Raw genomic sequence first — 23,701 nt, forward strand, 5'->3', positions numbered from 1 at the left:
GGGGATATGTATGGAGAAAACGAAGAAGAAAAAGATGAGTAAATTTAAAAAATGGATCGTTAGTATATCAAGTATTATTGGCATTCTTATTCTCGGTTTGGGAGGATATGCTTTTTATTTATATAATTCTGTTGAAAACACAGTTTCTTCTATGCACAATCCAATTGATAGGGATAAGTCAGAGAAACGAACAGAGGCTGTTGAGTTTAAAGAACAGGACCCAATCTCTATTTTATTAATGGGTGTCGACGAGCGTAAAGGTGATAGCGGCCGTTCAGATACGTTAATTGTTCTCACCGTAAACCCAAATGAGAAGTCAACACAAATGGTAAGTATTCCACGTGATACAAGAACCGAGATTATCGGTAAGGGATTCGATGATAAAATTAACCATGCTTATGCATTTGGTGGACCGGAAATGGCAATTGACACAGTAGAAAACTTCCTCGATATTCCAATTGATTACTTTATCCAAGTAAATATGGAAAGCTTTAAGGATATCGTGAATGCAGTTGGTGGAGTGACTGTTGACAATTCATTTGCTTTTTCATCTGGAGGACATTCCTTTGGTGAAGGTAGCATTACCTTAAATGGTGATGAAGCTCTTGCTTATTCGCGGATGAGATATGAGGATCCTAGAGGGGATTTCGGACGACAAGAGCGTCAGCGACAAATTATTCAAGCCGTTATTAAGAAAGGTGCATCATTATCATCGCTTCCAAAAGCAGGTGATATTCTAAATATATTTGGAGAGAACATTCGAACAAACCTTACTTTTGATCAAATGATAGATATCCAAAAAAATTATAAAGCGGCTTCTACTACTCTAGAACAAAGTCAAATTGCCGGAAGTGGTACAAAAATTGACGGCATCTACTATTATATCGTTCCTGAAGAAGAGCGCACTGCCCTAACAGCAAAATTGAAACAACACCTAGAAATGACAGATAGTGTAACTATGAATTAAGTAAAGGTAAAAGTGTCTTCCTGGGACGCCGCTCCTTGTCCCATCCGTTGTAAAGGCCCGATAAGCATCTGCTAATCGGGCCTTTTCTTTTTACTCGTGTTCGATGCGAAACTCCCAATATTTAACTTTATAATAGTACATTTTACCTATTAACTTTTCGACAAAATGCGACGATAATAGTATTGATTTGTTATATTCGTTCGATAATAGCAAAACCATTGAAAAGTGGAATACGCAAAGCTATAGGGGCTACCGTCCAATTGACTAAGCCAGCCAGCTACCGAAAACGAGGAGGAAAGTGAATAATGAGTACATGGGTTACACCAGAAGAAATGGAACGAAAAAGAAAGAGAAACAAAACTCTTTTATATGTTTCATTTCCTATTCTAGCAATCTTAGTTAGTGCAACTATGACTTTACTTGCAAATAATTTGTAATTTTAAGAGGGTCCAAAAAGCTATTCGCTATTGGACCCTCTTTTATAGTTGGACTCAGGGACAAGGACCTGTTCCCATGAACTGGACAAGCACAATGATTACTATTCTAATAACCCGTCTAACCGATCAATCTCATTCTGAAGATCCTTGTCCAATTCCAAATAAACAAATTCTTCTTTGACTCTTGTGATAAAGCGGATATCAGTAAATAGCCTTGCAATTGTCACCAACAATCCACCTACATCGAGCTTTTTTACATCTTTTGTAAGTGCTGTAACAATGAGGTTACTAGATGAAGCTAAAACATTCGAATACAAAAGGATTTTGCGTGTTTTGACCTCATAGAGTTCGCGACTTAGGTACTTTTTTTCGTCGTAAAATAATGCATGGATCATTGCGATAATCTGGTTGATTAGAATCGATGCTCCTGCCTGTTTCCCAACCGTAGCTAGATTTTTAAAATCGATGCCCACATCGGCTAATTTTTCTGCAATTTCCGGGGATAGACTTGAACTTACCAAAGGAATAGGAAGACCAACCTTTGTGTTAACATCCGATTTAAGATGAAGACCTTGTGTAACAACTGCCGCAGCGAGCAACACCTTTTCATCCATCGCTTTCTGAATCCCATTTTCAATCATTTCACCCGTTGTTACATTAGGTTCATCCACAATCTTCTTTGACATCCTACCGATAATATCCGGGACCCTCATCACTTTGTATGTGGAAAATCGCCAATCCGTTAAAGTGCTTGTTAAAATATTTAAAGTGCCAAAAACCCATCCCAGAATAGGGTCGTGTCCAAGTGTTCGATACCTATGACTGACGCTATCGTACCCCTTGCCATTACCCCCCAGCCCTATTTCTTTACTTCCATTAATAACATCATAAGGAACTCCATCAGTTAAGATATCATGCAAACCTTCTGGAAACTTTTTCTTCCACTTTTCTTTTTCCTCTTTAACAACATCTTCACCTTCTTTGTGTCCATAGCGACTATCAAAAGAAGTAAAGACATATTGGCGTATACATTGGATAGCCGTAGCTAAAATGAGAAAGGTGATATCAACCTTTGTCAGCTTTGTTTTATTTTGAAACAGTTGATTTATCTCATCAACCCTAGCATCTGCATCAGCAATCTCAGTTGGAGTCAATAACTCCTCTATGGTTGTTTCATGATAGCCACTTTTAGTTGCTGTTTCGAATAGGTCTTCATATGTAGTAGGTTTTATATCTTCATCAAACGTTTCTTCCTTCACATCTGTGGCCCTAGATTCTTTGTGTTTAGCCATTTGTTGATCAACTTTTGATAAATCGATTCCTATCCCCTGCATGCGCTGCTTAAAATGGGCAAGCTTTAGATCCGCTTGTGCATTAAGACTTTCTATGGCTCTGTTGTTTTTTTTCACTTCATCTTTTTTTGATTTTGATTCTTGTAACAGGTTTTCGATTTTGTCCTGGTTATATTTTAATAGATTCAGTAATTGTTGTTCTTTTTCAATATCCATCTCGCTTTAACCCCTATATTTGATTTAAATCACTCATCAACTCTTCTTGTTTTTTCAGTAAAGCCTCAAATAACAACTCATATTCCTTCAATTTATCCTTTAACTTTTCAACTTCTTCCCTCGTTCTATCAAATTCCCTGGTTAGTTTTTCCTTTTCAGTTTTCTGTTTTTCGTATAATTCGTTTTGTTTCGCAACCACCTTTTGTAATCTAGCTATTTTCTTCTGAAGTAATTCTCTTTCTCTTTTTTTCTTAAAAAGTATTTTCGTAATGATTTGTTTTAACCATTTAAAAAAAGAAGGCCTTCCTGAATCTATGGTTATGGATTCAAGGGCTTTGAGCCTTTTCAAAATGTCATCGTGTAGGGCACCCATACCATCATACATAATGTCTTCACCTATGCTGCCACCAATGGCTCGGCCAACAGCTAAAGAAGTGGTACTACCTCCCAATAATAAAACCTGATCCGTTCGGAGGATTCTATCTGCTTCCTCTATCAATTCATCGATTTCTTTCAAGCTCTCTTCATCCTTAAAATACATATAGTGACCTCCCGTTATCTCTACCGCTAAATTACACATACTCTTAATTATATAGGACTTTTCTCACAATATAAGAATAATATTTAAGGGACACAGGGACAGGTCCCTCGTCCCACCATTTTTTTACAGCCAATAAGTGGTTATCTCCTCTTCGACCCAAAGCACCAATAAGAAGTTTGATTGAATATAGTATCCTTATTTAGTACAGTTATCTTAAGTGGGATTTTTTTAATAGAATACTAGTTTTACTTCCCCAATAATCGACATAAAATCAGCTTTTAAAACGTATTAATATATGATTGGGTATACGAATACCCATAAAAGGATAAATGAACCAAATTAAACAACAAAAGACAGTGGAACACAGGGACAGGTCCCTTGTCCCCTGGGCGAGACCTTGACATGGGGCTTTGCCCAATGGGCAAGGCCCCACCGGCTCGATCCCACTGTCCTAGCATTGGAGGTTTACATATGACATCTGAGCATGAGTTTATTACGAAGACGTACTATCAAACTTTTATTTCTGAAAATGACACGAGGCATCCGGTAGAGATTCTTGGTGAGGCATATATGGCTGAGCAGGAGAAGGAGCTGTATGACCTGTCCTATATACGCTTTGCGCAAGGGGAGATTTATTTTCATTATAAGGATTATGAGGCGGCCATCTATAAGTGGGAGAACATCTCGAACGACTTAGAGCCGTGGGCGAAGAAAAATATTGCGGATGCGTATTATGAGCTTGGCTTGCTCTCAAATGCGGATGAAGTGTATGGCTCAATTATATCGAGTAATAAAACCCTGACCAGCGAGGTTTCGTTGAGCCTATTCTCACTTTATCTTGAGGATAACAAGATTGATGCAGCCTACCGAATTATTCAGGAAGCAGTTGAAGGAAATCCCGATTATCCAAACATTACAACGGTTGCCAAGCATTTTTACGAGGAACAAGAAGATTGGAAAAATGCGATTGAACTGGCTATCAATGAAACGAAGCGAACAGAGGGTCTTGAATGGTTTGACGCTTTAATTGATTACTGCGAATTAGGGCATAGCAGTTCATTTGCACCTGATACATTCGTTTCGGTATTGCGCAAGTTATACGAACTTGACCAAGCAAGATTTAAACAACTAATGGCTGCTGTTTGGAAAAGCTACCAGAATACGAGCGAATATCTAAACTGGCTTCAAGCGGTCGTAAAAATCATGAAGGATTTGGAGATCAATCCGTACGAGCAGTGGCATACCATTACTCACTTATTCGAGGAAGCGTATCTTGAATTAACGACTGGTGATTATTTATTACGTGATATCGGGCAGCTTATGCCGAAATTGCTGGTCAATTGGTTGAACACAACGACTGCAACGAATGGATTAGCTGCAGCGGCAGCCATTCTTGCGTGGGATGATATTTTCCCTTCCGCCATCAAAATGGTAATCGTAAAAGAGGCAGAAATTGTCCTAGAAAACGCACATAGCCGTTCATTATCCCTGGATGAATGCCAACACTTCATGAAATCAATCATTGATTGGGCTCAAAAAAATAATATTGAAACGAGCGACCGGTTAATATGGGGCTTTGATCAACTTTTTGATACAAAAACAACGAATTTACTTGTCCTAGGAAAAGGTAAGTATTCATTTGTAAATGCCATTTTAGATGAGGAATTACTGACTCCAACTCTCTCTAATTATACAAGCATTCAATACGGAGCAGAAAAAAGGATAGCCGACGTGTCGGACGCTGGTCGTCATCCCCTACCAAGTCCGGAGGAAGCCATTACTCCAGACTCGATATTAGAGTTGACAGTACCGTCTGCCCAGTTACGAACGTCTGAATTACGATTGAATACCACTGGATATAAAGAGTATTTTATGGAGAAGAGAAAAACGTTCGGTTTCTTACCTGTTGTCGATGGCGTATTATTCGTGAGCGATGCAGAAAGCCTATCAGAGGCTGATTTTGACTATCTCGCGCAAATCAAACATAGTGCAAAGGATACTCCTGTACATTTTGTATTGCGTAATACATTGGACACAGTGAAGATAAATGAATATTTCCCTGAAGCGGTGATTCATTCAGTAAGAAACATGAACTTCTTACGTGATATTAAAGTAGGCTTCGGAACGAATTATCGTGTTGGAAAAACCCTATTTTTATTGAGAAAAGTGATTTCCAGCCTATTGAAAAAACGTGCCGATGCAGAGAACAAATTACTCGATGTAATCGCGCATAATGAAGAATACAATACAAGGTTAGCTGGATTTTTAAATAGCCTTCATGATAAGGAAACCGAGAAGAGTAAGGAAATTACGGATTCATTCTCCAAAGTAATCTCGGACGTTAAACGAGATCTTTCTGAAAAAATACCAAAGATCCTTACAGGTTGCTCGGAGATTATTACTGAAGACAGCAACCTCAACCAATTGCATATTGAGTTAAATGAAAAAATGAACGAAGAGATTCAGCGTTTATTCCAGCAAGAGGTTATACCCGGGCTCTCTAGTAAACTACAAGATTGGCTTGAAAATTCGAATTCGAAATTGGTTGCGACTCAAGAATATTTAGATGACATGACCCAGTCACTGTCTGAGGTCTATCCTGAAAAAGAGCTCAAGTTGGAATGTGACTTTAAAGTCGTTGAGGACTGGCGCCGAGACATTGGTCGCATGACTTATCAAATCCAAATTGATAAGGAAAACATCATGCTTCGCCACAATCCAGCGCAAGTATTATTGAAAGGCGCAGGTAAAGTATTGGGCTTGCTACCACAGAAGCAGCAATCATACATGCTCAATCAATATAAAAAATATGTAGAAAATGCTTCTTACGCCGAAGTTGTAGAATCCATACAAAGTAAGTTCTGGCAGCAATTTGACTTCTTCAAGAGGTCACTGCCGCAGGATATCGGTCTATTCTACAAGGAACCTTTAGATGGACTTTCACAAGCAATCGACCAAACTAAAGACCGTATAGAACAAGACAAAGAAACCTTGGCAAAAATGAAATCAAACCCAGAAGTCTACTACGACCCATTGAAACTATTCGAAACAAGACTCGTACACTACGAAAAAATAGTGGGTCTTAGTGACAGGTCCCTTGTCCCAGCATCTGGGGACACGGGGACGGGTTCCATGTCCCAAACCAACTAAAAACACAAAAAGGTCCAACGAGCATTAAAAAACAACTCGTTGGACCTTTTTTATAAGATCATTAGTCAATGGTATAATCAATCTCAATCAAATCCCATGCAGTAACCAAACCTAGTGAATCTCATCGTTTTTACCATTTTCCGTGATAATAACGGCTTCTAAATCTAATTTTTTCTTGTGCTTTTCCTCAAAGATATCCTCAATTGAAAAGATATCAATCGATTTTGCAACAAAATCTATCGGATGATGATGAACCCTGGATAGGACATCCTTTACCTTAATACCTGAAAAATCAACAATTGTAGTTGTTACGTTTTCGGTTACCCATCTTACAATTTCCCCTGTATTTAGAATGCCCACACATTCTTTCCCTTTATAAACAGGATATTGGGAAAACCCATACCTTTTAATAGTTTGAAACGTATCGATGAGATCATCTTCGTAACCAACCGTTATTACCTCTTTTGTTGCAATTGAAAGTGCAAAATTAGGTCGACTAAAGATAGCCGCAATTTTTTCAATTTGTTTAACAACATCGATATGAGGTTCAGCAATATAAAACCCTAGCTGTTTTTTATCATGAACAAGGGAGTTCCGAAGTTTTGCATATTGTTTTAAGTCTTCGTAAAATTCCCTAATGATTTGATGCTTCCTCGAACCAACATCTAATAGTACTTTGAATCTATCATCCTGTATCTTAACAATAGATTTTAACGAGTCATGTATTTGATTAAAAGCCACTTCAAACCTTTCCGAAAGTTGATACGATGTATAAATCGTGCTCATTTTGAATTCTCCTTAAAAACTAATTCTTTAACAAACTATTATGTATTTCATTTGCTAACCTATATCTTAAAATACCAGCGGCTCCATCTCAACTAAAAATATTTTGGGACACAGGGTTCCCTGTCCCACCACTTTTTCTGGATTCCCTTTCCTCACTTTCGCTGAACACAAAAAAGGCACAACGAGCGAATTTTTCTCACTCATTGCGTCTTTATTTTCCATATAAATTTATGCTAATTTCCCCACAAACAAAAGACAAGAATATTCTATATTTTCTGCAGTGCCAAACACTTTTACCTTTATAAATTCTCATTCACATATGTAAGCGTATCATCAAGATGTGAGCTAATGCCCCCAACGTTATGTCCAGTAAACGGATAAACGACATAACTCTTCTCTGCTTGGATGTGATTATATACACCAAAAATCGATTGTGGTGGACAAACCGGGTCTTTCAGCGCAATTGTTACTCTCGTTTTACTTTTTATCATGGAAGCAAAATTCAGATTATCAAAGTAACTTAGATTATGGAAAACCTGTTGTACCTTTTCAGGATACCTTGCTAAATAATGTTCGAGGCTAACTAGTGATCCTTCTAGCTTCAGCTGAATAGCTAGTTCAATATTACACATATTCGGCACATCAGCAATGACTAATTTAGGTCGATTATCCAGTGCAGCAACCGCATGGGCGATTCCTCCACCCATGCTTCCACCATAAATACAAATCCGACTTTTATCGATTTCAGGTCTTGTAAACAGAAAATCGATTGCGCGTTTATTATCGATGTATACTTTTCGATAATAATATTCGGTTTTGTCTAGAATGCCATGTAACACCCATGTCCCATTTGTTCCAGTCATGTAGCCAGAGTCGTCACTACTCTCACCATGGCCACGATTATCAATCGCTAGAACTGCATATCCTTGTATAACCCATTTCATATAATCTGAAATAGACTCCTTATCCATTCCATAACCATGGTACAAAATGATACAAGGCAGGTTTTCCTTAGCTTCTTTCGGTAAAATATAATGCCCACTTATTGGTGTTCCACCAAATCCTTGGTAGGTTACCTTATAGGCATCAATCTGCTTAATCGGATATTCTTCTCTTACTAGATGGCTTTGTAAAGGGAGTTGCTCAGACTCCTTTAACGTATCTTCCCAGAATGTATGGAAGTCCTTCGTCTTTGTTAAAGGTGGTTTATATGTTTCATATTCTTTGATTTGTTGTTCGAAATATAACAAAATAACCCTCCCAAATACTTTTAATCGTTTCTTGAGCAGTGACTAGGAATTACTAATCACCTTTATGGGTATTTAAAAAAGCAAACGCACTCTCCATACGATTTGCCATTTCCATGAATCCTAGGTCATTCGGATGGATTCCATCGACTGTGCATTCATGCCAGTATTCCCCTAACAACGTAGATCCATCTATAAATGAAATATTTTTATCACCTTGTTGCTTTAATTTTTCCACTGTTGATTTCGAGTACTCTCTACGGTTTTGATAATCCTCGTACTCTCCAATTTCTTTATCCTGTACAAATGGAATTCGTGACACTATGACAATAGGAACATCCGGATGAACTTCCCGATAGGTATCGATAAAAGGAAGTAGTGTCTCTTTATATTCCTTGTATGAAACATTAGCCTCATAATCAAGGACAAAGCAGGCTGGCCGTTCGATTTCTCTGATGGTTAAGGCCACTCCTTGCTCACCTCTCCCGCTTCCGGAGAATCCTAGATTAATAAATTCAAAATTAAATCTTCGATTAAGGATATTTGTGTACGACATACCAGGCCTACTTGCACAGGCCCCCTGGGTAATGGATGTACCATAGAAAATCACTCGTTTATCTGAAACATACGGAGTAGGCGGTTCAATAATTGCACTTGGATTAACTCCGATGAAAACCTCTTCTACCCCCTGATACAAAGGAAAATACAACGTTACCTCTCTGGGATGCTCGATCGAGGGTTGATTACTACTAGTAAAATCCCATACCGTTTTCTCATAAGATTGATCAAGTAGTGATGGAATGGCAGTTGTATAATACTGTTGTTCCCCTGGTTCCCCCACGTATACATCGAAGCCACATTGACCAGAGGCCGTCATATGCCCCATGTAAGCTGCATCCGTTAGCTTTACTTTTATTTCAAGCTTTGTAGCATTTGTCCGAAAACTAATTTGTCCACCAGAAGTATGATCCGCTAATTCATCCACACGTGGCGGAATATGATATTCCGGATTTACAGGAAGTCGCCGATATCGTTCTCCCTCATTAAACCACGCAAAACCACTTAAACGAATAGGCTTTTCTTTTGGACTGTACCACTGCAACTCCTCTTGCACCTTTCATCCCCCCATTTGGGTCAAGGGGACAGGTCCCTCGTCCCACCATTTTTTACAGGGACAAGGGACCTGTCCCTCTGTCCCAGACTTATGTCGCGCTTGCTGTGGCGATTCGGTTGTAGGTTTCGCCTCTTCCTAGTGTTACGTTTTCAGGGAATTGTTCTGGACCGTCGTAACGAAGTCGCACTTCTTCTAATTCTGCTAGTGATGAAATGTCACCATTCAGCCATAGATTTAATCGATGTTGTGCTGTTTCCATTCGTGTTAGTAAGCCGCCGTATCGCATGTCTAGAACTTCCCATCCAAACGGTTTATTGACGGTAAACCATACATCTCTGTGTGCCTTTCGTAAAGCATCAATTTCTACTCTAAGAAGCTCTACCTTTTCAAGACACACCTTAACCCCTGTTTTATCCCCCTTATCATAAGCAAACTTTAGCTCAATTCCCAACTCAGCCTTTTCACTTAAGACACTTGCTAGTTGCTCATAAAAGTGAAACAATTTTTCAGCGCCTAGATTGCGTTCCTTAGCTGTCTTTAGCTTTTCCACTAAACCTTTGTAATGTTCAGCAACCGGCAATCCTTTTATATTTTCATCAAACAGTCCCATTAACACATCCTGCCAAAGCAAGAACTTAGACGGATTTGAGGAATATAAGTTATCCTCCATGACTCCTGGGATCTCATCCATTTGATTTAACAAAAAGAAATCGTTTAACTGATAACCTGTGCAGTAGTAAAAACGTTCTTCCAAATGTTCTCGGCTCACCTCTTGATGATATGTGTGCTCAGCAAACAATTGCAGTCCTGGAAGCGCGGTTTGAATTGGAGTTTCAGCTCCATTGTCACCCCACATGGTTGTAAATACTTCTTTAATTCCTGTTTTTCTACAAGCATTTAATGCGGCCTCCGAATTTCGAAAGGCCCTCGCATAGTTAGGAGAGATTCCATTCCAGGTCCATATACCGCCTGCAAAAAGTGGATCCGATACGATTCGTTTATGGGTATTTAACATTCCCTCATAAAATTCCTCTTCGGCATGATAGTAATCCCAATACACCATTTGGACGTTAGGAATAGATTGTTTAACCTGTTCCAATAACGTCTGATCAAAGTCATAATAATTCCCGTTTTTAGAGGCTAAACGAAAATACATGTCACTCCAAATCATTGGTTCCAAGCCGAATTCCTCGGTAATTGATACAACTTCCTGAAGGTGCTTGTTCATAATTTCAAAACGGTCATCATACCCATTTTTCTCCATATACTTACCTCGACCTAACTGCAAGGCTTCATCCATGCCGATATGGATCCTTTTTGTCCGATACGGTCTTACAGCTCCCTCAATCAAATGTTTCAAAAATTCATAGGTATTCGGCTCACCGACAAGCAGTATATCATCTGTATCCTTGATTTCATTCGCATAACCCCATTTCAGTGCTTCCTTTAAATGGGCCAATGTTTGGATACACGGTATCATTTCAATCCCTAATTGAAATGCATACTCATCACAATCACGAATTTCCTTTTCCGTATATCTCCCACGCATATATCCGAAATAAGGGACTTCTGGAACCTCATACGTATCTTCTGTATAAACCATTGCCATGTTTAGGCCCATCACGGCCATTTTACGAAGCAACATTTTAATGCCATCTACCGTTAGAACCGCGTTTCTAGAAACATCAATCATTGCTCCACTTGTTTCAAATTGAGGCTCCTCAGTTAAATGGAACTCATTGTTCCTTTCCATATGTTGAAGCCATAATCCTAACCCTCTGAAAAAATGAATCCTTTTATCAAAAATGATCTGGTTGTTCGTCACGACTAACGGACCTTGACGATTTACTACTTCAATCGGGTATCCGTCCTCCGTAACTTCTAATCCCAAATCATCACAAAGAATTCGAACCCCATCCAGCACCTCGGCTAAATCACCTGTAAAATGAACCCTCATCTCAAACCTCCTTCACTGGGTCGCGGGGACAGGTCCCTCGTCCCACCATATTTTTACAGGGACAAGGGACCTGTCCCTCTGTCCCAACAGAAAAATTCAAGCGCCTGCGGTAGATCCCGCTCCCACACTTTCCACAGATGCTCATCTTCTGTTTCTATATATTTAATATTTATATTTTTAGCTGAGAAGCTTCTATATAACTCTCGATTTCTAGTTAAGATATATAATTTTTCATTCGATATCGAGGAGATAAACTCATCTTCATAAGTACCGACGGTTTGAAGCACATTCCAACCAGAAATGTCCGTTTCTTTCACCTGTTGAATATCTCCATCAGAAATAGCCGGAGACTGTAGCAATAAGTGCGTCCAGCGTTCCGGCTTCTCTAATGCAATATTCAAACTTATATTCCCCGCTAATGAGTCGCCAAGGAGACCTCTTTTAGAAATGCTAGCGCCTAGGTTTCTTTCAAACTCAGGAATGAATTCATCATTCATAAAACGCAGGTATTGATGAAAGGAAGATCCTGATCTACTGAACGATTCCCATCTTTCAATCGAATCCCCAGGGTGAATCAGCACGAGAACAAGGTGATTGGCCAATTCAGGATTCACACGTACTACATCCTGAATCGCATTTTCCAATCCACCTAATTCTAAATAATCACGGCCATCCTGGACATATAATAGATAAGCATCTTCAATATTTTCGCTTAACGTTAGTACCATGTAATCTAGTGTTTTGTTTAAATGAGAACTATAAAATGTTCGATTGGATTTATTCATTGTATTTAGCCCCTTATAGCTAAATTTTGTGAAGCGAAATCGCTCCGTAAAGCCCAGATTTATTGCCATTTTTGGATCTCAAAATTTCAACACCTGAATAACTGTCCATAATATGTTTTTGAACCTTTTCAGATACAAGTTTAACAGCTAAGTCCTGTTCCATAATCCCTCCACCCAAAATGACACAAGGAGGGTTGAAGATATGGATCAAACTGGAAAGTCCAAGAGCCACTTCATTCGTCCAATTATCAAAAACTTCATATAACTGATTATCACCATGCTGAATCATTTCAAACAACTTTCTACCGTTCGTGCAGTCGGGATTAACCTTTTTCGCTTCCCTGATAAGGGCTGTTGTGGAGCCATATTGTTCATAGCAACCTACCTTTCCACAACCGCAATCGATACCATTCGGATATAGATTCATGTGACCAAATTCTCCTGCACTGCCAGTAAAACCGCGATACAGCTTAGAATCAATTACTATCGCTCCACCGATGCCTGTTCCAAATGTTAAAAACAGAAAATCACGATATTCCTTGCCAACTCCATAATATTTTTCACCAAGAGCTGCTGAATTCACATCGTTTTCTACCTTCACAGGTACGTTAAACCTTGATTCTAGTAAATCCTTTATCCGAGTACCGGTATAGTTTGGTAGATTTTCATTTGCAAAGATAATATACCCTTCTTCACTATTCACCTGACCAGCCGTACTAATGCTGATTGCGTCTATGTCTTGGTATTTTGCGATGATATCTCCCAATTTTTGAATAATATGTGGGCCACCTTTTTTACTTTCCGTTTCAACCTCATCAAAAATCTGTGCCGTACCGCTCTCATCCGTCACACAGATTTTGATCGAGGTCCCACCAATATCCGCAGCAAATATTTTCATTTCTCTCTCACCTCATGGGTCACAGGGACAGGTCCCTCGTCCCACCATATTTTTACAGGGACAAGGGACCTGTCCCCTTGTCCCTATTCCTGTATAACTTTTATGAATCGTTTTGTGATTTCTTGTGGTCGTGTGATTGCGGATCCAACTACTGCTGAATGGACTCCCGTTGACATGACTTCCTTTAATTCCTCGGGTGACGAGATTCCGCCCTCAGCAATGATTGGTACACTCAAATGTTCCACAAATTCTTTTATCAAATCAATATTGGGCAGTTTTACATCCTTTGTGTATTCGGTATAGCCTGACAATGTGGTTCCAACCGCATCAAATCCTAGTTTTTCTGCTTGAATGCCCTCTTCTAAGGTAGAGCAGTCCGCCATAAAGAGTTGATTGGGATATTTTCGTCTGATTTCTGGATAAATCTCAGTAATTGTATGGCCATCTGGTCGTACCCGGCTTGTCGCATCTAGCGCAATCATATCGACACCTTCATTTACAAGAAGCTCAATTTCCTTCAATGTTGGTGTGATAAAAACCTCCGAGTTATCGTAATCCTGTTTAATGATTCCAATGATTGGTAGATCTGTTACCTTCTTTATCTCATGGATATCCTCAACACTGTTAGCTCTAATCCCACTTGCGCCTGCCTGAGTTGCAGCCACCGCCATTTTACTCATAATATAGGAGCTATGAAGAGGCTCATCAGGCAAGGCTTGGCAAGACACAACTAACTTTCTATATATTTTGTCAAAAAACCCTTGTTTGTTTTCCATGTCATCCACTCCAATTACTTACTAATGGATTTTTCTAGCTCTTCCCACCACTGATAATCCTCTAAATACACTGTGTCAAACAGCATAACTCCATTTGATTTTTCCTTACAAAGTTGCACAGCCTTCTTAAATTGTTCAACATTATCGGTATAATCTTTTAAATATAAGCTAGCAATCACAGGAATTTGTCCGTTAATTGCTTCCTTACTCATCTCAATCGCGCCCTCAACACTATACCAAGTTGCAGGTCTCTCATTGACTAACGCTTCCTCAATCGTTACTTCTGGGTAATAGCAACCTGTCATGATAAAATCGAATTCCTCGGCATATCCAGACGTATTGTGCGTATCAGATGTCCACTCGAAAGAAGGGTGATAGGTCTCACTTCCCCAGTTGACGCCTTCGTTATAATACAATGGATACCACGAACCCACATAGATCGTGAAAATCAAATCTGAATTCCTTGTTTTAACCACATTTTTTGCTTTTTGAACAAAGTTTTTAATATTTTTTGCACGGAACTCTGCCCATTTCGGAAAAAGGCGGCCAAATACAGGTTTCTTTTCCTCAACAGTCATAATATCCTGCGGCCAGTTTTCTACTTTTTCCCCAATATAAGCTTCGAATTTCGAACGGCTCAAACTACTAAAATCTCCATAAATGTTCGGATAGCGGCATCTGTCTAAAACAACACCATCTATTTCATACTTACTTACAATTTCTTGAACGATATTTAGTTCATAAGCCTCTACTTCTGGATGAATCGGATTCACAAATACCGTTGGATCATTGTGATTTTCCGCAGCTGTCGGCATATCTGATAGAGCTTGGTCATAGTGAACTACCTGCCACTCAGGCTTGGTATAGACCATTCCTTCTTTATCGATTCCGTTTCCTTCTGCAAATACATCGACATTCGCGATAACTTTCATCCCGGATCCTTTTGCATGATGAATCATTTCTTGAAGAAAGTCTCGGCCTTTCCAATCATGATATTGCTCATCCTTCAAGTCACTTACATGATACGCAAACTCACTTGGGTACGTTGTAAATCCATATGGAATTTTTGCATCAACTACAAGATGTGTAATCTCGCATCTAACGGCGTGTTTGATTAACTCTTTCATTTTTTCCGGGTCTAATAATCGAGAACCATTGGCTAAAAAGTCAACCCATAATATGTTTGGTTGTTCCATTTGGTCTTCGTCCTCCTTATAGGTCAATATCATCTGGCCAGTGAAGCTGAACGCCATGATTTACTAATAGATTTTGATATTCCTCTAAGTTCTCCTGCTGTTCTCTTACCTGATGTGGAGTCACATTGTTCAATAGTGAATACGCCACTAGATATCCCGCTGATTCTCCAATATTCCATTCAGTTGGATGAAGCCTGTAGCAACCATTCGTAATTTGGGTAGTCCCTATGTTTTTACAAGCAGGAATCAAATTCTTTACACGTACCGGCAATAGGGCACCAAGCGGGATTTCGTATGGATAATTCGGGATATAAAAGCTACGATTTGAAACTGTTGTGTGATGTAAATCTAAATGATAGCTCCCAACACCAACGCTATCGTAATACTCACAAATTCCTTGGTCTCCTCTTATTTCCTTGCTAACATCTTGCTCTGTAATTGTGTAGACGGCTTTAATTCTTCTAGATTCACGAATGTATGGATATTTCGCCAGGCCATCCTCCGTGTCTAATACATCCTTGCGAAGTCGTAAACCAGGGAATCCCTTCCCACCATCCAGTCTTGGTGCTTCTGTTTGCAACCAATATAGAAGTGACAAGCTTTGTTGTTTTGCATTCAATAGATTTTTTTCGATTTCTTCTTCAGGCACTTCATAGATTGGGCCTAGAAAATAGTCATTTTGCGCCCAATTGATTAGGGAAATATCACCCTCATACAAATTCCCTTCCAAATTCTCTGTATCTAGTATTCTTCGATAGGTAAATAAGGAAGGAATACCTTCATCATTAGGGAAAAGTGTAAACTGCTTGAGCTTTGATGTATCATCCGCATCTGTTGCATACCAGCTAAAGAGAGGCAAATGAGAGAAACTCGGCATATATTCACGCCAAAAGTCATACTGTTCGGGCTTATCGATTACAAAATTTCCGCCCTCTACGTAGTCCACTGCGAACACATAGGTAAAGGATTGCATATCGAGTGGATCCGCTTCTTCTAAAGCATGCGGTTCACCAGTTTCCTTAATCGATTCTGCTCCCGTTACATATTCAACACCGGCAATGGGTAAAACATCTCCACTTTCGGTAGCATCTAAGAAATATTGACCAATCAACTCGATCTTTTTAAGCTCACTGATGTGAGTAACTGTGACAGATTTAACGACATCTTCTTCTGTCTTCGCTTCTAATGGCTTATAGTTGTAAAGGATTGTTATTTTCCCGCTATTAATATATGGGGCAAGCATATCCTCGATTACTTTTAATGAAACCTTTGGTTCATGCGCTAACCGACTTACCCAACCATTTCCAGGATTCAATATGTCGTTTTCCATTGCTTCCTGCGTAAGCGGATAGTTATCCCGATAATATTGGCGCACGCGATCCCTAAATTCACGATAAGTGGCGGTACAACCATATCTTTCAATCCATTTATGTTCATCCGGAGGTACTGCCTGACTCGTAAGCTGTCCACCTAGCCAATCCGTTTCTTCCGTCATAATGACCTTTAACCCCATTTTGGCAACAGCCAAGGAAGCCATACACCCTCCTAAACCTCCACCAATCACAACAACATCTGAAATTCTGCGCTCCATCACTAGCAGCAACTCCTTTTTGGGACACAGGGACAGGTCCCTTGTCCCACCATATTTTTACAGGGACGAGGAACCTGTCCCTCCGACCCGGTTATGTTCAACATTCAAGCCGACTTCAAACATTCGGCTCCAAGGCATGTAGCAATCTGTAATTCGTAGTTCGTTTTCTTCATCGCTAAGATTTTCTTTTATAAACTCCGTTAATTGTTCCAGCACAATTTCAGAAACCTTTCCACGTTTTCCGTCAACAAGGAAATAGTCATAGCCTAGCCCTGGCAGGATGTTATTTGTGACATTTTTTCTGACTGCGCTACAATATCCCGCATCTTCGACATAGCGTAGTGCTAGAAAATCCGTATGAGTTTGTGTACTTCCATATACATGATGGAACATCCCTTGTGCAATACATGTTCCAAGTGTATTCGAGCTCGTATTCCAGCCTGCGTACCCCGCTAATTTAAATAGAAGATTCTTTCTCTTTAACAGCTTAAGCAGGCCTAAATCTGATCCATTTGCAAATGCGACATCGGCCACCACGCATGGGATGTTTCTTTCCTTCACTGTAAATTCGAGCTGCTCGACAAAATCAATTAGGTTACGATTTACCTGATATTTTGTACTTAAGTTATCCTGGTAGGCAGCCTCCATCATTGGCTCCACAGGTGAATTCAAAAATAGAGCAACATCTGCTTCAGCAAGACTTGAAGCAATCAGCCCACCTGCAGCTAAAATTTGATATTTCAGAGTCTCCATTAAAGGGCGATCTTCATATAAAGGTGTGACAGAAGGGCCTTGTGTACTTGAGAAAACTGGATAGACCAATGGTCTCTTCCCTTTAAAGCTATTGAGCATTCTTGCTAGCATCGTACAACCTACTTCGTCAGCACCTGGATACATGTATACATCTAACTCGAGATTACGAGATGCAATCGCTCCCCTTACCTCCTGCTGGTCAATCGCTGTCCACCCGTAAGGTGCAGAATCATCTTGTGGAATGATCATAAAATCAATCGTTCCATTACTCACATATTCAAGTGCAAGCTTGTTTACTTCAACATTGATTTTTCTGCGAGATAGATAGTCATCTACAACCTCTTTTGGAAGTTGTTGCTCGAGTTCTTCGTACTGCTGTTGATCTTCTTCAGATGCAAGATTGGCAGAAAGTAAGTGATGCAATCTGCCATATTGGAAGATTTCACTTCCCCAATCCTCATAATAGTCTGGTTCTTCATCACTGCTTGAATATTTCGGACATCTCATGATTAAGTTGAATGTGTATATTTTTACATCTGGATTAACTTCTTTAATTCGTGAAAGCCTCGCTAACACATCTCTGCACTCATCCAATGTTAAATCGTGCAATCTAGACGGAATGATTCCGCCATATAACAATGTATCGATTGAAAGAATCAGACCATCTGCATCCACCGCTTCCTGGTACAGCCATTCCCAAATCAATTCAGTATTTCCAGGTGTTTTTTTATCCCCCATCAGACTCAAATCCGGCCGTACAAGATTCACTTCACTGTGGGACGAGGGACCTGTCCCCTTGTCCCACCCTGTTAGGAGGCTTGGGAAGTCATAGTTACATGGGCGTTCGTCTAGTGGGATGTAAGCAATTTTATACATTTGAAATCTCCCTTTTTCTTAGCACTTTTTATTTCAGGTGGTTTATCCTTTAACCGCTCCTGCAAGTCCTTCCATATAATATTTCTGAGTGAATAAAAACACGAATATGATTGGTATTACTGAGATTACTGTACCTGCAGCAATCCACCCAAAGTTATAGGAGAACTGACCATTTAAAAAGCTTAATGCTGAAGCTAATGGGTATTTTTCTGTATCCAGTACAATGATCGGCCATAGGAAACTATTCCAGTTCGCCATAAATTCAAATAAGCCCACAACTGCGACCGCTGGTTTGATCATTGGCATCATTAATTGAACCCAAATCCGGAATTCAGAAGCGCCGTCCATTTTTCCAGAATCCCTGATATCGCCTGGAATCCCCATGAATGCTTGTCTAAAGAGGAAGACGTTAAATACAGAGACCAACGTTGGAAGGACGACCCCGGTAAACGTATTAATTAACCCCAGATTATTAATTGTTAAATAGTTAACCACAAGTGCTGCAGCTGCAGGAATAATCATTGTCGATACGAGTAACATGAAAATGAAATTTCTTCCTTTAAAATTGAAAATAGCTAACGGATATGCTGTTAAAGCACTAAATATAATACTTAATGTGACACCTAAGAAGGTGATGATCACGGTGTTCCAAATATATTTAAGAAAATCCATATACTCCCAAACTTCGATATAGTTTTTAAAGTCAATAAAAGTTGGCAGTATCGCAGGTGGAAAAGCGAAAATATTCTTACCAGGCATGAGTGACACACTGATTAGCCAAAGAAATGGCCCCATCATAAAGATGGCAAATAAGATTAACAACACATAAACGATTGTTTTACTGACAATTTTTTTAAATAGATTCGTATTTTTCATAGGTTCATCCATATTAATATGGATTTACACCACCCTTCTTGTTAAACAGGAAGACGAAAATACTGAAGAACATGATAATGAAACTTACGACTAGTCCTAGTGCAGATGAATAGCCAAACTCAAATTGTTCGAATCCCTGCTGGTAGATATAGACACTACTTGTTAAAGTTGCATTACCTGGTCCACCAGACGTTAATACGAATACCTCATCAAACACTCGAATCGCTGCCATTAAGGAAACTAACGTACATAAGAATACATATGGCTTTAATAACGGAATTGTGATTTTACTAATGATTTGCCAGTTACTTGCACCATCGATTCTTGCTGCCTCGATACAATCGGTTGGGACTGCTTGTAGGCCAGCAAGATAAATCATCATATAATAACCTAAGCCCTTCCATAAGGTGATAAACATGAGGGCCCATAGAGCGGTATCTTTATCCGATAACCAATTCACTTTTTCATCTAATATTCCAATTGACATTAATAGATAATTGAGAACCCCGTTTGAACTCATCAACCAACCCCAGATAATGGCAACAGCAACCATTGATGTAACAACTGGAATATAATAAGCTGTTCTGAAAAACTTAATTCCTACCATTTTTCGATTTACTAAAATAGCCATTAAGATGGAGATAATTTGGATAAAAGGCACAATAATCATATAGAGTAGAGAGTTTTTAAGCGAAGCAATAAAATCAACGTCAGAAAATGCACGTTTAAAGTTGTCCAGTCCTACGAACGATGTTTCTCCTATAACCGAATAGTTCGTAAATGCCAAAGGAAGACTGAAAATAATCGGCCAAAAGGTGAATAGAGCAAGCAATATCAACCCTGGCGCCATAAAAAGCCATGCAGTTTGTACCTCGTTGAATCTGCTATAACTGTGGGCTCTTTTCTTTCCCATAGGTTATTCCCTCCTAATCTTCTAAAACCTTGGCGTATTGCTCAGATTAGTAAGTCCACATGAGTAGGTAACAAAGACGTTTCCACAGGAAGTGGAGTATGTAGCCTTCGTCTTTGGAACATACTTTCTAAAAAGTTTACTTATAAAATCTGTGGCACCGCCAAAGGATTTCCTTTTATTCCGTATCCGCTGGATAAAAGGAAATGGGCAGAAGTTCATCTGCCCATTCAATTTTCATATATTAACGAGCTAAAATATCATTAACTTCTTTCTCAGCTGCTTCAAGCTCTGCATCAAGGTCTTGATCATTAATGTAGATATTTTGTAGATGTTTATTGATTGCACTATCTACATCACCTGCGTTTTCAACACCAAGGTAGAAATCTGTTGCTTTGTCTAAGCTTTCAACAGATGCAGTTAACGCTTGTCCCTCTAATGTTCCATCATTTTTATAGAAGTGCTCATCCTTCGCAGCTTCTTTAGTAGATGGAAGTGTGTTTGCTACTTTTGAGAATGCTAATTGATTTGCATCATTTGTTACATAATGTGCAAATGCTGCCGCAGCATCTACATTCTTAGATTCTTTAGGAACCACTAGATTCATTGTGTTTGTAAAACGAATGCCCGCTTTTCCTACTGGTGCTGGAACCGCGATTGTATTTTCATATACATCTGGTGAAGCTGTTTTTAATTGGTTAATAAACGAAGAACTTGAGATGATCATCCCTACTTGTTCACTACCAAAAAGCTCAACCTGTTTACTAAAATTTGGAATATCCTTTGGAATAGCCCCAGCCTCGATTAAATCGATATTGCCTTGGATGTATTCTTTTACTTCATCATTATTGAAGATCGCTTTATCGCCTTCTACGATTTTAAAGCCTTCTTCAAGGATAGAGCGAGTTTCCATTGTGAATACGTATCCATAAGAATCTGTTTTGTCTGCGATTTGTTTACCCCATGCTGCTAGTTCTTCTTTTGTTTGTGGAGGATTATTTAAATCAAGACCTGCTTTTTCTGCTAATGACTTATTGATATAAAGAACCGGAATACCTGTATACCAAGGAAGTGCATATGCACCATCACCTTGTGCAGTAGAATTATAGATTCCTTCAAAGTAAATACCCTTTTGTTCATCTGTTAATGCCTGATTGAAATCCACTAAGGCATCTTTTGAAGCCATTTGTTGAGCCATAACCGTATTTAAGTTAACTACGTCTGGAGCTTTCTTACTTGCAATGCTTGTTAATAATTTGTTCTGTACTGCATCATAAGGGAAGTCCTTCCAATCGATTTTTACATTTGGATTTTCTTCTTCATATTTCGCAATAAGATCATTGAAATAATCATTAAATGTTGGTTGAAGCGAAATTGTCCAAAATTCAACTGTTGTCTCTTCGTCCCCGCCTTTTGCTTTATCTGAGCCTGAATCCTTTGTGCCTGAATCTTCAGAACTACATGCAGCTAAGACACCTAAAACAAGTAAAAACACCATTGCTACTGATAGTACTTTTTTGAATCTACTCATTTTTTCCCCACCTCATTTGGATTTTTTTGAATTTTGATCTCTAATAGTAATTCTCTTTGTACCCCCTACTAGACTTCAAAACCCTTTTTAATTAAACGCTTTCAAGAGAGAATTTTCTCTCTATTAGAAATGTATCACCTTTTGGAGATTAAATCCACCTTTTTTATTAAAAAATAAAAAAATCTCCATTTTTTATTTTAATCTAACTATTCTCCGCATCATAATCTCTTGCCATCATGACAAAATAGTAAGTAAATGCAAGAAGACTGAAGGAGATTAAAAAAGGAACAAATCTTAAATAGATTGATAGAATCACAATCAATGTATTAATTATGATGATGAGTAAAGGCTTAAATGGTTTCCTAAAGAATAGAACAAAACTCTGAAAAATTAATGGTTTTAAACGATGCTCGCCTAAGATAAACAGTTTTGTAAGATAGCTAAATACCCCGAAAAATAAAAGAATCATAATAATATTAAAAGGAAGCAGAAAATTCTGTAACTCATTGGGTAAATAAAAGGAGGCAAAAATGTCTCCTATGATGACGATTGAAACAAGTAGAAGAACGAACCAGACTTTCATCCCTTTTTTTAAATACTGAATAAATAGTTTTAAAAAAATTTTCCATGCAGGTATCGGCTCGTCTTCCGATGTAGATTTAATCGCCCCCACCAATGCAACAAAGGCAGGGTATGCAGTTACGAGAGGAAGTGAACATATAATAAATAGAAAGTTTAATAGAACCAAATCCACTATATATTCGAGAACCTCAAATAGCTTGTTATTTGAAGAAACCATGATTTTCACCTTTTTATTCGTGTCTTAGTACAATTTATCAAGAACAGATTCCGCTGTACTCTTTATCGCTCTAAATGCCTGTTCTTTATTCTTAAGAGCTGCATTTGTTGCTAGAACATCTAATAGTAAAAGCTGAGCAATCTTGGAAGAGAAAATACCACCCTCAAATGGGGATTCCTTGCTTGCAGCTAGAAGAATTAAATCCGCATATTTTGTAATCGGTGATCTCGCCTGGTTTGTAATACAAATGATAAAGGCTTTATTTTTCTTAGCAATTTCAATCGCATCGACGACGTCCTTTGTGCTTCCTGATGAAGATAAAGCAATAATTAGATCATTTTCTCCTAATAACGAAGCAGTCATTGACATGATATGTGAATCGGAGACATGTTCTGTATCATAACCCAGCCTCATAAATCGATGTTTGCCATCTAAAGCTGTGAATCCAGAAGAACCCACCCCGAAGAAATAGATTTTTTTGGCACTATTAATCTTTTCAATTGCCTTCTGTATTGTCTGATCTTGTAGAAGTGCAACAGTATCATTTAAAGCACTTACATTTTGATTCGCTATCTTTTTTGCAATCACATCAAAGGGATCATTTTCCTCAATCTTTCCATATACTTGCTCATCAACTTCCATAAGGTTCTGAGCGACAGACAATTTAAATTCTTGAAATCCACGGTATCCTAGTTTTCTACAAAAGCGCAAAACAGTCGTTTCTCCAACCCCTACCACTTCGGCTAAATCGGTAACAGAAGAATAGACAGCTTCCTTGTGGTTTTCCATGATATAATCCGCTACCTTTTGTTCTGTTTTCGTAAGCGAGTTATATACAGATGTAATAATTAAAAGAGGGTTTACATTCTCTGTCTTTGGCATTATAAAAATCTCCTTTTTACTGCTAAAATTGTTTGAAGAAATATTCCTCCATTTTAAACAAAAGAGAATATATCCTCCAACTCAAGAATACAAAATTCTCCCCGCTGGGTCAAGGGGACAG

The 23,701-nt window shown here is 38.8% G+C and carries 20 protein-coding genes and 1 riboswitch; of the genes, 3 read left to right on the forward strand and 17 right to left on the reverse strand.

Annotated features, from left to right (window positions below; translation table 11 throughout):
- Positions 1 to 10: 10 nt before the first annotated feature.
- Together tagU and ACFSFW_RS15270 are read left to right on the forward strand one after the other, a co-directional pair.
- Positions 11 to 967, forward strand: a complete 957-nt coding sequence (tagU, locus tag ACFSFW_RS15265) for a polyisoprenyl-teichoic acid--peptidoglycan teichoic acid transferase TagU (RefSeq protein WP_388039503.1) — start codon at positions 11 to 13, stop codon at positions 965 to 967.
- Between the two features lie 198 nt (positions 968 to 1,165).
- Positions 1,166 to 1,252, forward strand: a riboswitch (cyclic di-GMP riboswitch).
- A 20-nt stretch (positions 1,253 to 1,272) separates the two neighbouring features.
- A complete protein-coding gene (locus ACFSFW_RS15270; RefSeq protein ID WP_304216764.1) occupies positions 1,273 to 1,404 on the forward strand; it encodes a hypothetical protein in 132 nt (43 codons plus the stop codon).
- A 101-nt stretch (positions 1,405 to 1,505) separates the two neighbouring features.
- Here ACFSFW_RS15270 and ACFSFW_RS15275 read toward each other — a convergent pair whose 3' ends face one another.
- Both ACFSFW_RS15275 and ACFSFW_RS15280 read right to left on the reverse strand, forming a co-directional pair.
- The gene (locus tag ACFSFW_RS15275) at positions 1,506 to 2,912 is read right to left on the reverse strand and encodes a hypothetical protein (RefSeq protein WP_388039504.1); all 1,407 of its coding nucleotides are present in this window, start codon (positions 2,910 to 2,912) and stop codon (positions 1,506 to 1,508) included.
- Positions 2,913 to 2,925: 13 nt separating this feature from the next.
- Positions 2,926 to 3,429, reverse strand: coding sequence for a hypothetical protein (locus ACFSFW_RS15280; RefSeq protein WP_388039505.1), 504 nt, complete (start codon positions 3,427 to 3,429; stop codon positions 2,926 to 2,928).
- A gap of 495 nt (positions 3,430 to 3,924) precedes the next feature.
- On the opposite strand from ACFSFW_RS15280, the gene ACFSFW_RS15285 reads away from it, so the two are divergent.
- On the forward strand, positions 3,925 to 6,603 hold the full coding sequence (locus ACFSFW_RS15285; protein ID WP_388039506.1) for a GTP-binding protein: 2,679 nt from the start codon (positions 3,925 to 3,927) through the stop codon (positions 6,601 to 6,603).
- A 111-nt stretch (positions 6,604 to 6,714) separates the two neighbouring features.
- Here ACFSFW_RS15285 and ACFSFW_RS15290 read toward each other — a convergent pair whose 3' ends face one another.
- The 15 genes from ACFSFW_RS15290 to ACFSFW_RS15360 form a co-directional block, all read right to left on the reverse strand.
- The gene (locus tag ACFSFW_RS15290) at positions 6,715 to 7,389 is read right to left on the reverse strand and encodes a CBS domain-containing protein (RefSeq protein WP_388039508.1); all 675 of its coding nucleotides are present in this window, start codon (positions 7,387 to 7,389) and stop codon (positions 6,715 to 6,717) included.
- Between the two features lie 299 nt (positions 7,390 to 7,688).
- Positions 7,689 to 8,639, reverse strand: a complete 951-nt coding sequence (locus ACFSFW_RS15295; RefSeq protein WP_388039510.1) for an acetylxylan esterase — start codon at positions 8,637 to 8,639, stop codon at positions 7,689 to 7,691.
- 52 nt (positions 8,640 to 8,691) lie between these two features.
- Positions 8,692 to 9,750, reverse strand: coding sequence for an SGNH/GDSL hydrolase family protein (locus ACFSFW_RS15300; protein ID WP_388039512.1), 1,059 nt, complete (start codon positions 9,748 to 9,750; stop codon positions 8,692 to 8,694).
- 88 nt (positions 9,751 to 9,838) lie between these two features.
- Positions 9,839 to 11,707 carry a beta-N-acetylhexosaminidase gene (locus tag ACFSFW_RS15305; RefSeq protein ID WP_388039514.1) on the reverse strand — a complete coding sequence of 623 codons (1,869 nt, stop codon included), beginning with the start codon at positions 11,705 to 11,707 and terminating at the stop codon, positions 9,839 to 9,841.
- Between the two features lie 53 nt (positions 11,708 to 11,760).
- On the reverse strand, positions 11,761 to 12,492 hold the full coding sequence (locus ACFSFW_RS15310) for an alpha/beta hydrolase (protein WP_388039516.1): 732 nt from the start codon (positions 12,490 to 12,492) through the stop codon (positions 11,761 to 11,763).
- Positions 12,493 to 12,511: 19 nt separating this feature from the next.
- Entirely contained in the window at positions 12,512 to 13,390 is an 879-nt protein-coding gene (locus ACFSFW_RS15315) for an ROK family protein (protein WP_388039518.1), read from the reverse strand.
- Positions 13,391 to 13,473: 83 nt separating this feature from the next.
- Positions 13,474 to 14,166 carry an N-acetylmannosamine-6-phosphate 2-epimerase gene (locus ACFSFW_RS15320; RefSeq protein WP_388039520.1) on the reverse strand — a complete coding sequence of 231 codons (693 nt, stop codon included), beginning with the start codon at positions 14,164 to 14,166 and terminating at the stop codon, positions 13,474 to 13,476.
- A 14-nt stretch (positions 14,167 to 14,180) separates the two neighbouring features.
- Entirely contained in the window at positions 14,181 to 15,362 is a 1,182-nt protein-coding gene (locus ACFSFW_RS15325; protein WP_388039522.1) for an alpha amylase family protein, read from the reverse strand.
- Positions 15,363 to 15,378: 16 nt separating this feature from the next.
- Positions 15,379 to 16,953 carry an FAD-dependent oxidoreductase gene (locus ACFSFW_RS15330; RefSeq protein ID WP_388040327.1) on the reverse strand — a complete coding sequence of 525 codons (1,575 nt, stop codon included), beginning with the start codon at positions 16,951 to 16,953 and terminating at the stop codon, positions 15,379 to 15,381.
- A gap of 57 nt (positions 16,954 to 17,010) precedes the next feature.
- The gene (locus ACFSFW_RS15335; protein WP_388039524.1) at positions 17,011 to 18,582 is read right to left on the reverse strand and encodes a DUF4127 family protein; all 1,572 of its coding nucleotides are present in this window, start codon (positions 18,580 to 18,582) and stop codon (positions 17,011 to 17,013) included.
- 42 nt (positions 18,583 to 18,624) lie between these two features.
- The gene (locus ACFSFW_RS15340; RefSeq protein WP_309098509.1) at positions 18,625 to 19,458 is read right to left on the reverse strand and encodes a carbohydrate ABC transporter permease; all 834 of its coding nucleotides are present in this window, start codon (positions 19,456 to 19,458) and stop codon (positions 18,625 to 18,627) included.
- Positions 19,459 to 19,471: 13 nt separating this feature from the next.
- Positions 19,472 to 20,371 carry a carbohydrate ABC transporter permease gene (locus ACFSFW_RS15345; RefSeq protein WP_099361259.1) on the reverse strand — a complete coding sequence of 300 codons (900 nt, stop codon included), beginning with the start codon at positions 20,369 to 20,371 and terminating at the stop codon, positions 19,472 to 19,474.
- Between the two features lie 241 nt (positions 20,372 to 20,612).
- The gene (locus ACFSFW_RS15350) at positions 20,613 to 21,899 is read right to left on the reverse strand and encodes an ABC transporter substrate-binding protein (RefSeq protein WP_388039527.1); all 1,287 of its coding nucleotides are present in this window, start codon (positions 21,897 to 21,899) and stop codon (positions 20,613 to 20,615) included.
- Positions 21,900 to 22,101: 202 nt separating this feature from the next.
- On the reverse strand, positions 22,102 to 22,698 hold the full coding sequence (locus tag ACFSFW_RS15355; protein ID WP_388039529.1) for a DUF624 domain-containing protein: 597 nt from the start codon (positions 22,696 to 22,698) through the stop codon (positions 22,102 to 22,104).
- 24 nt (positions 22,699 to 22,722) lie between these two features.
- Entirely contained in the window at positions 22,723 to 23,580 is an 858-nt protein-coding gene (locus ACFSFW_RS15360) for a MurR/RpiR family transcriptional regulator (RefSeq protein ID WP_388039531.1), read from the reverse strand.
- Positions 23,581 to 23,701 lie beyond the last annotated feature (121 nt).

Origin of the sequence: Ferdinandcohnia salidurans (genome assembly GCF_042680725.1) — a bacterium.
Lineage (GTDB): Bacteria > Bacillota > Bacilli > Bacillales > Bacillaceae_L > Ferdinandcohnia > Ferdinandcohnia salidurans.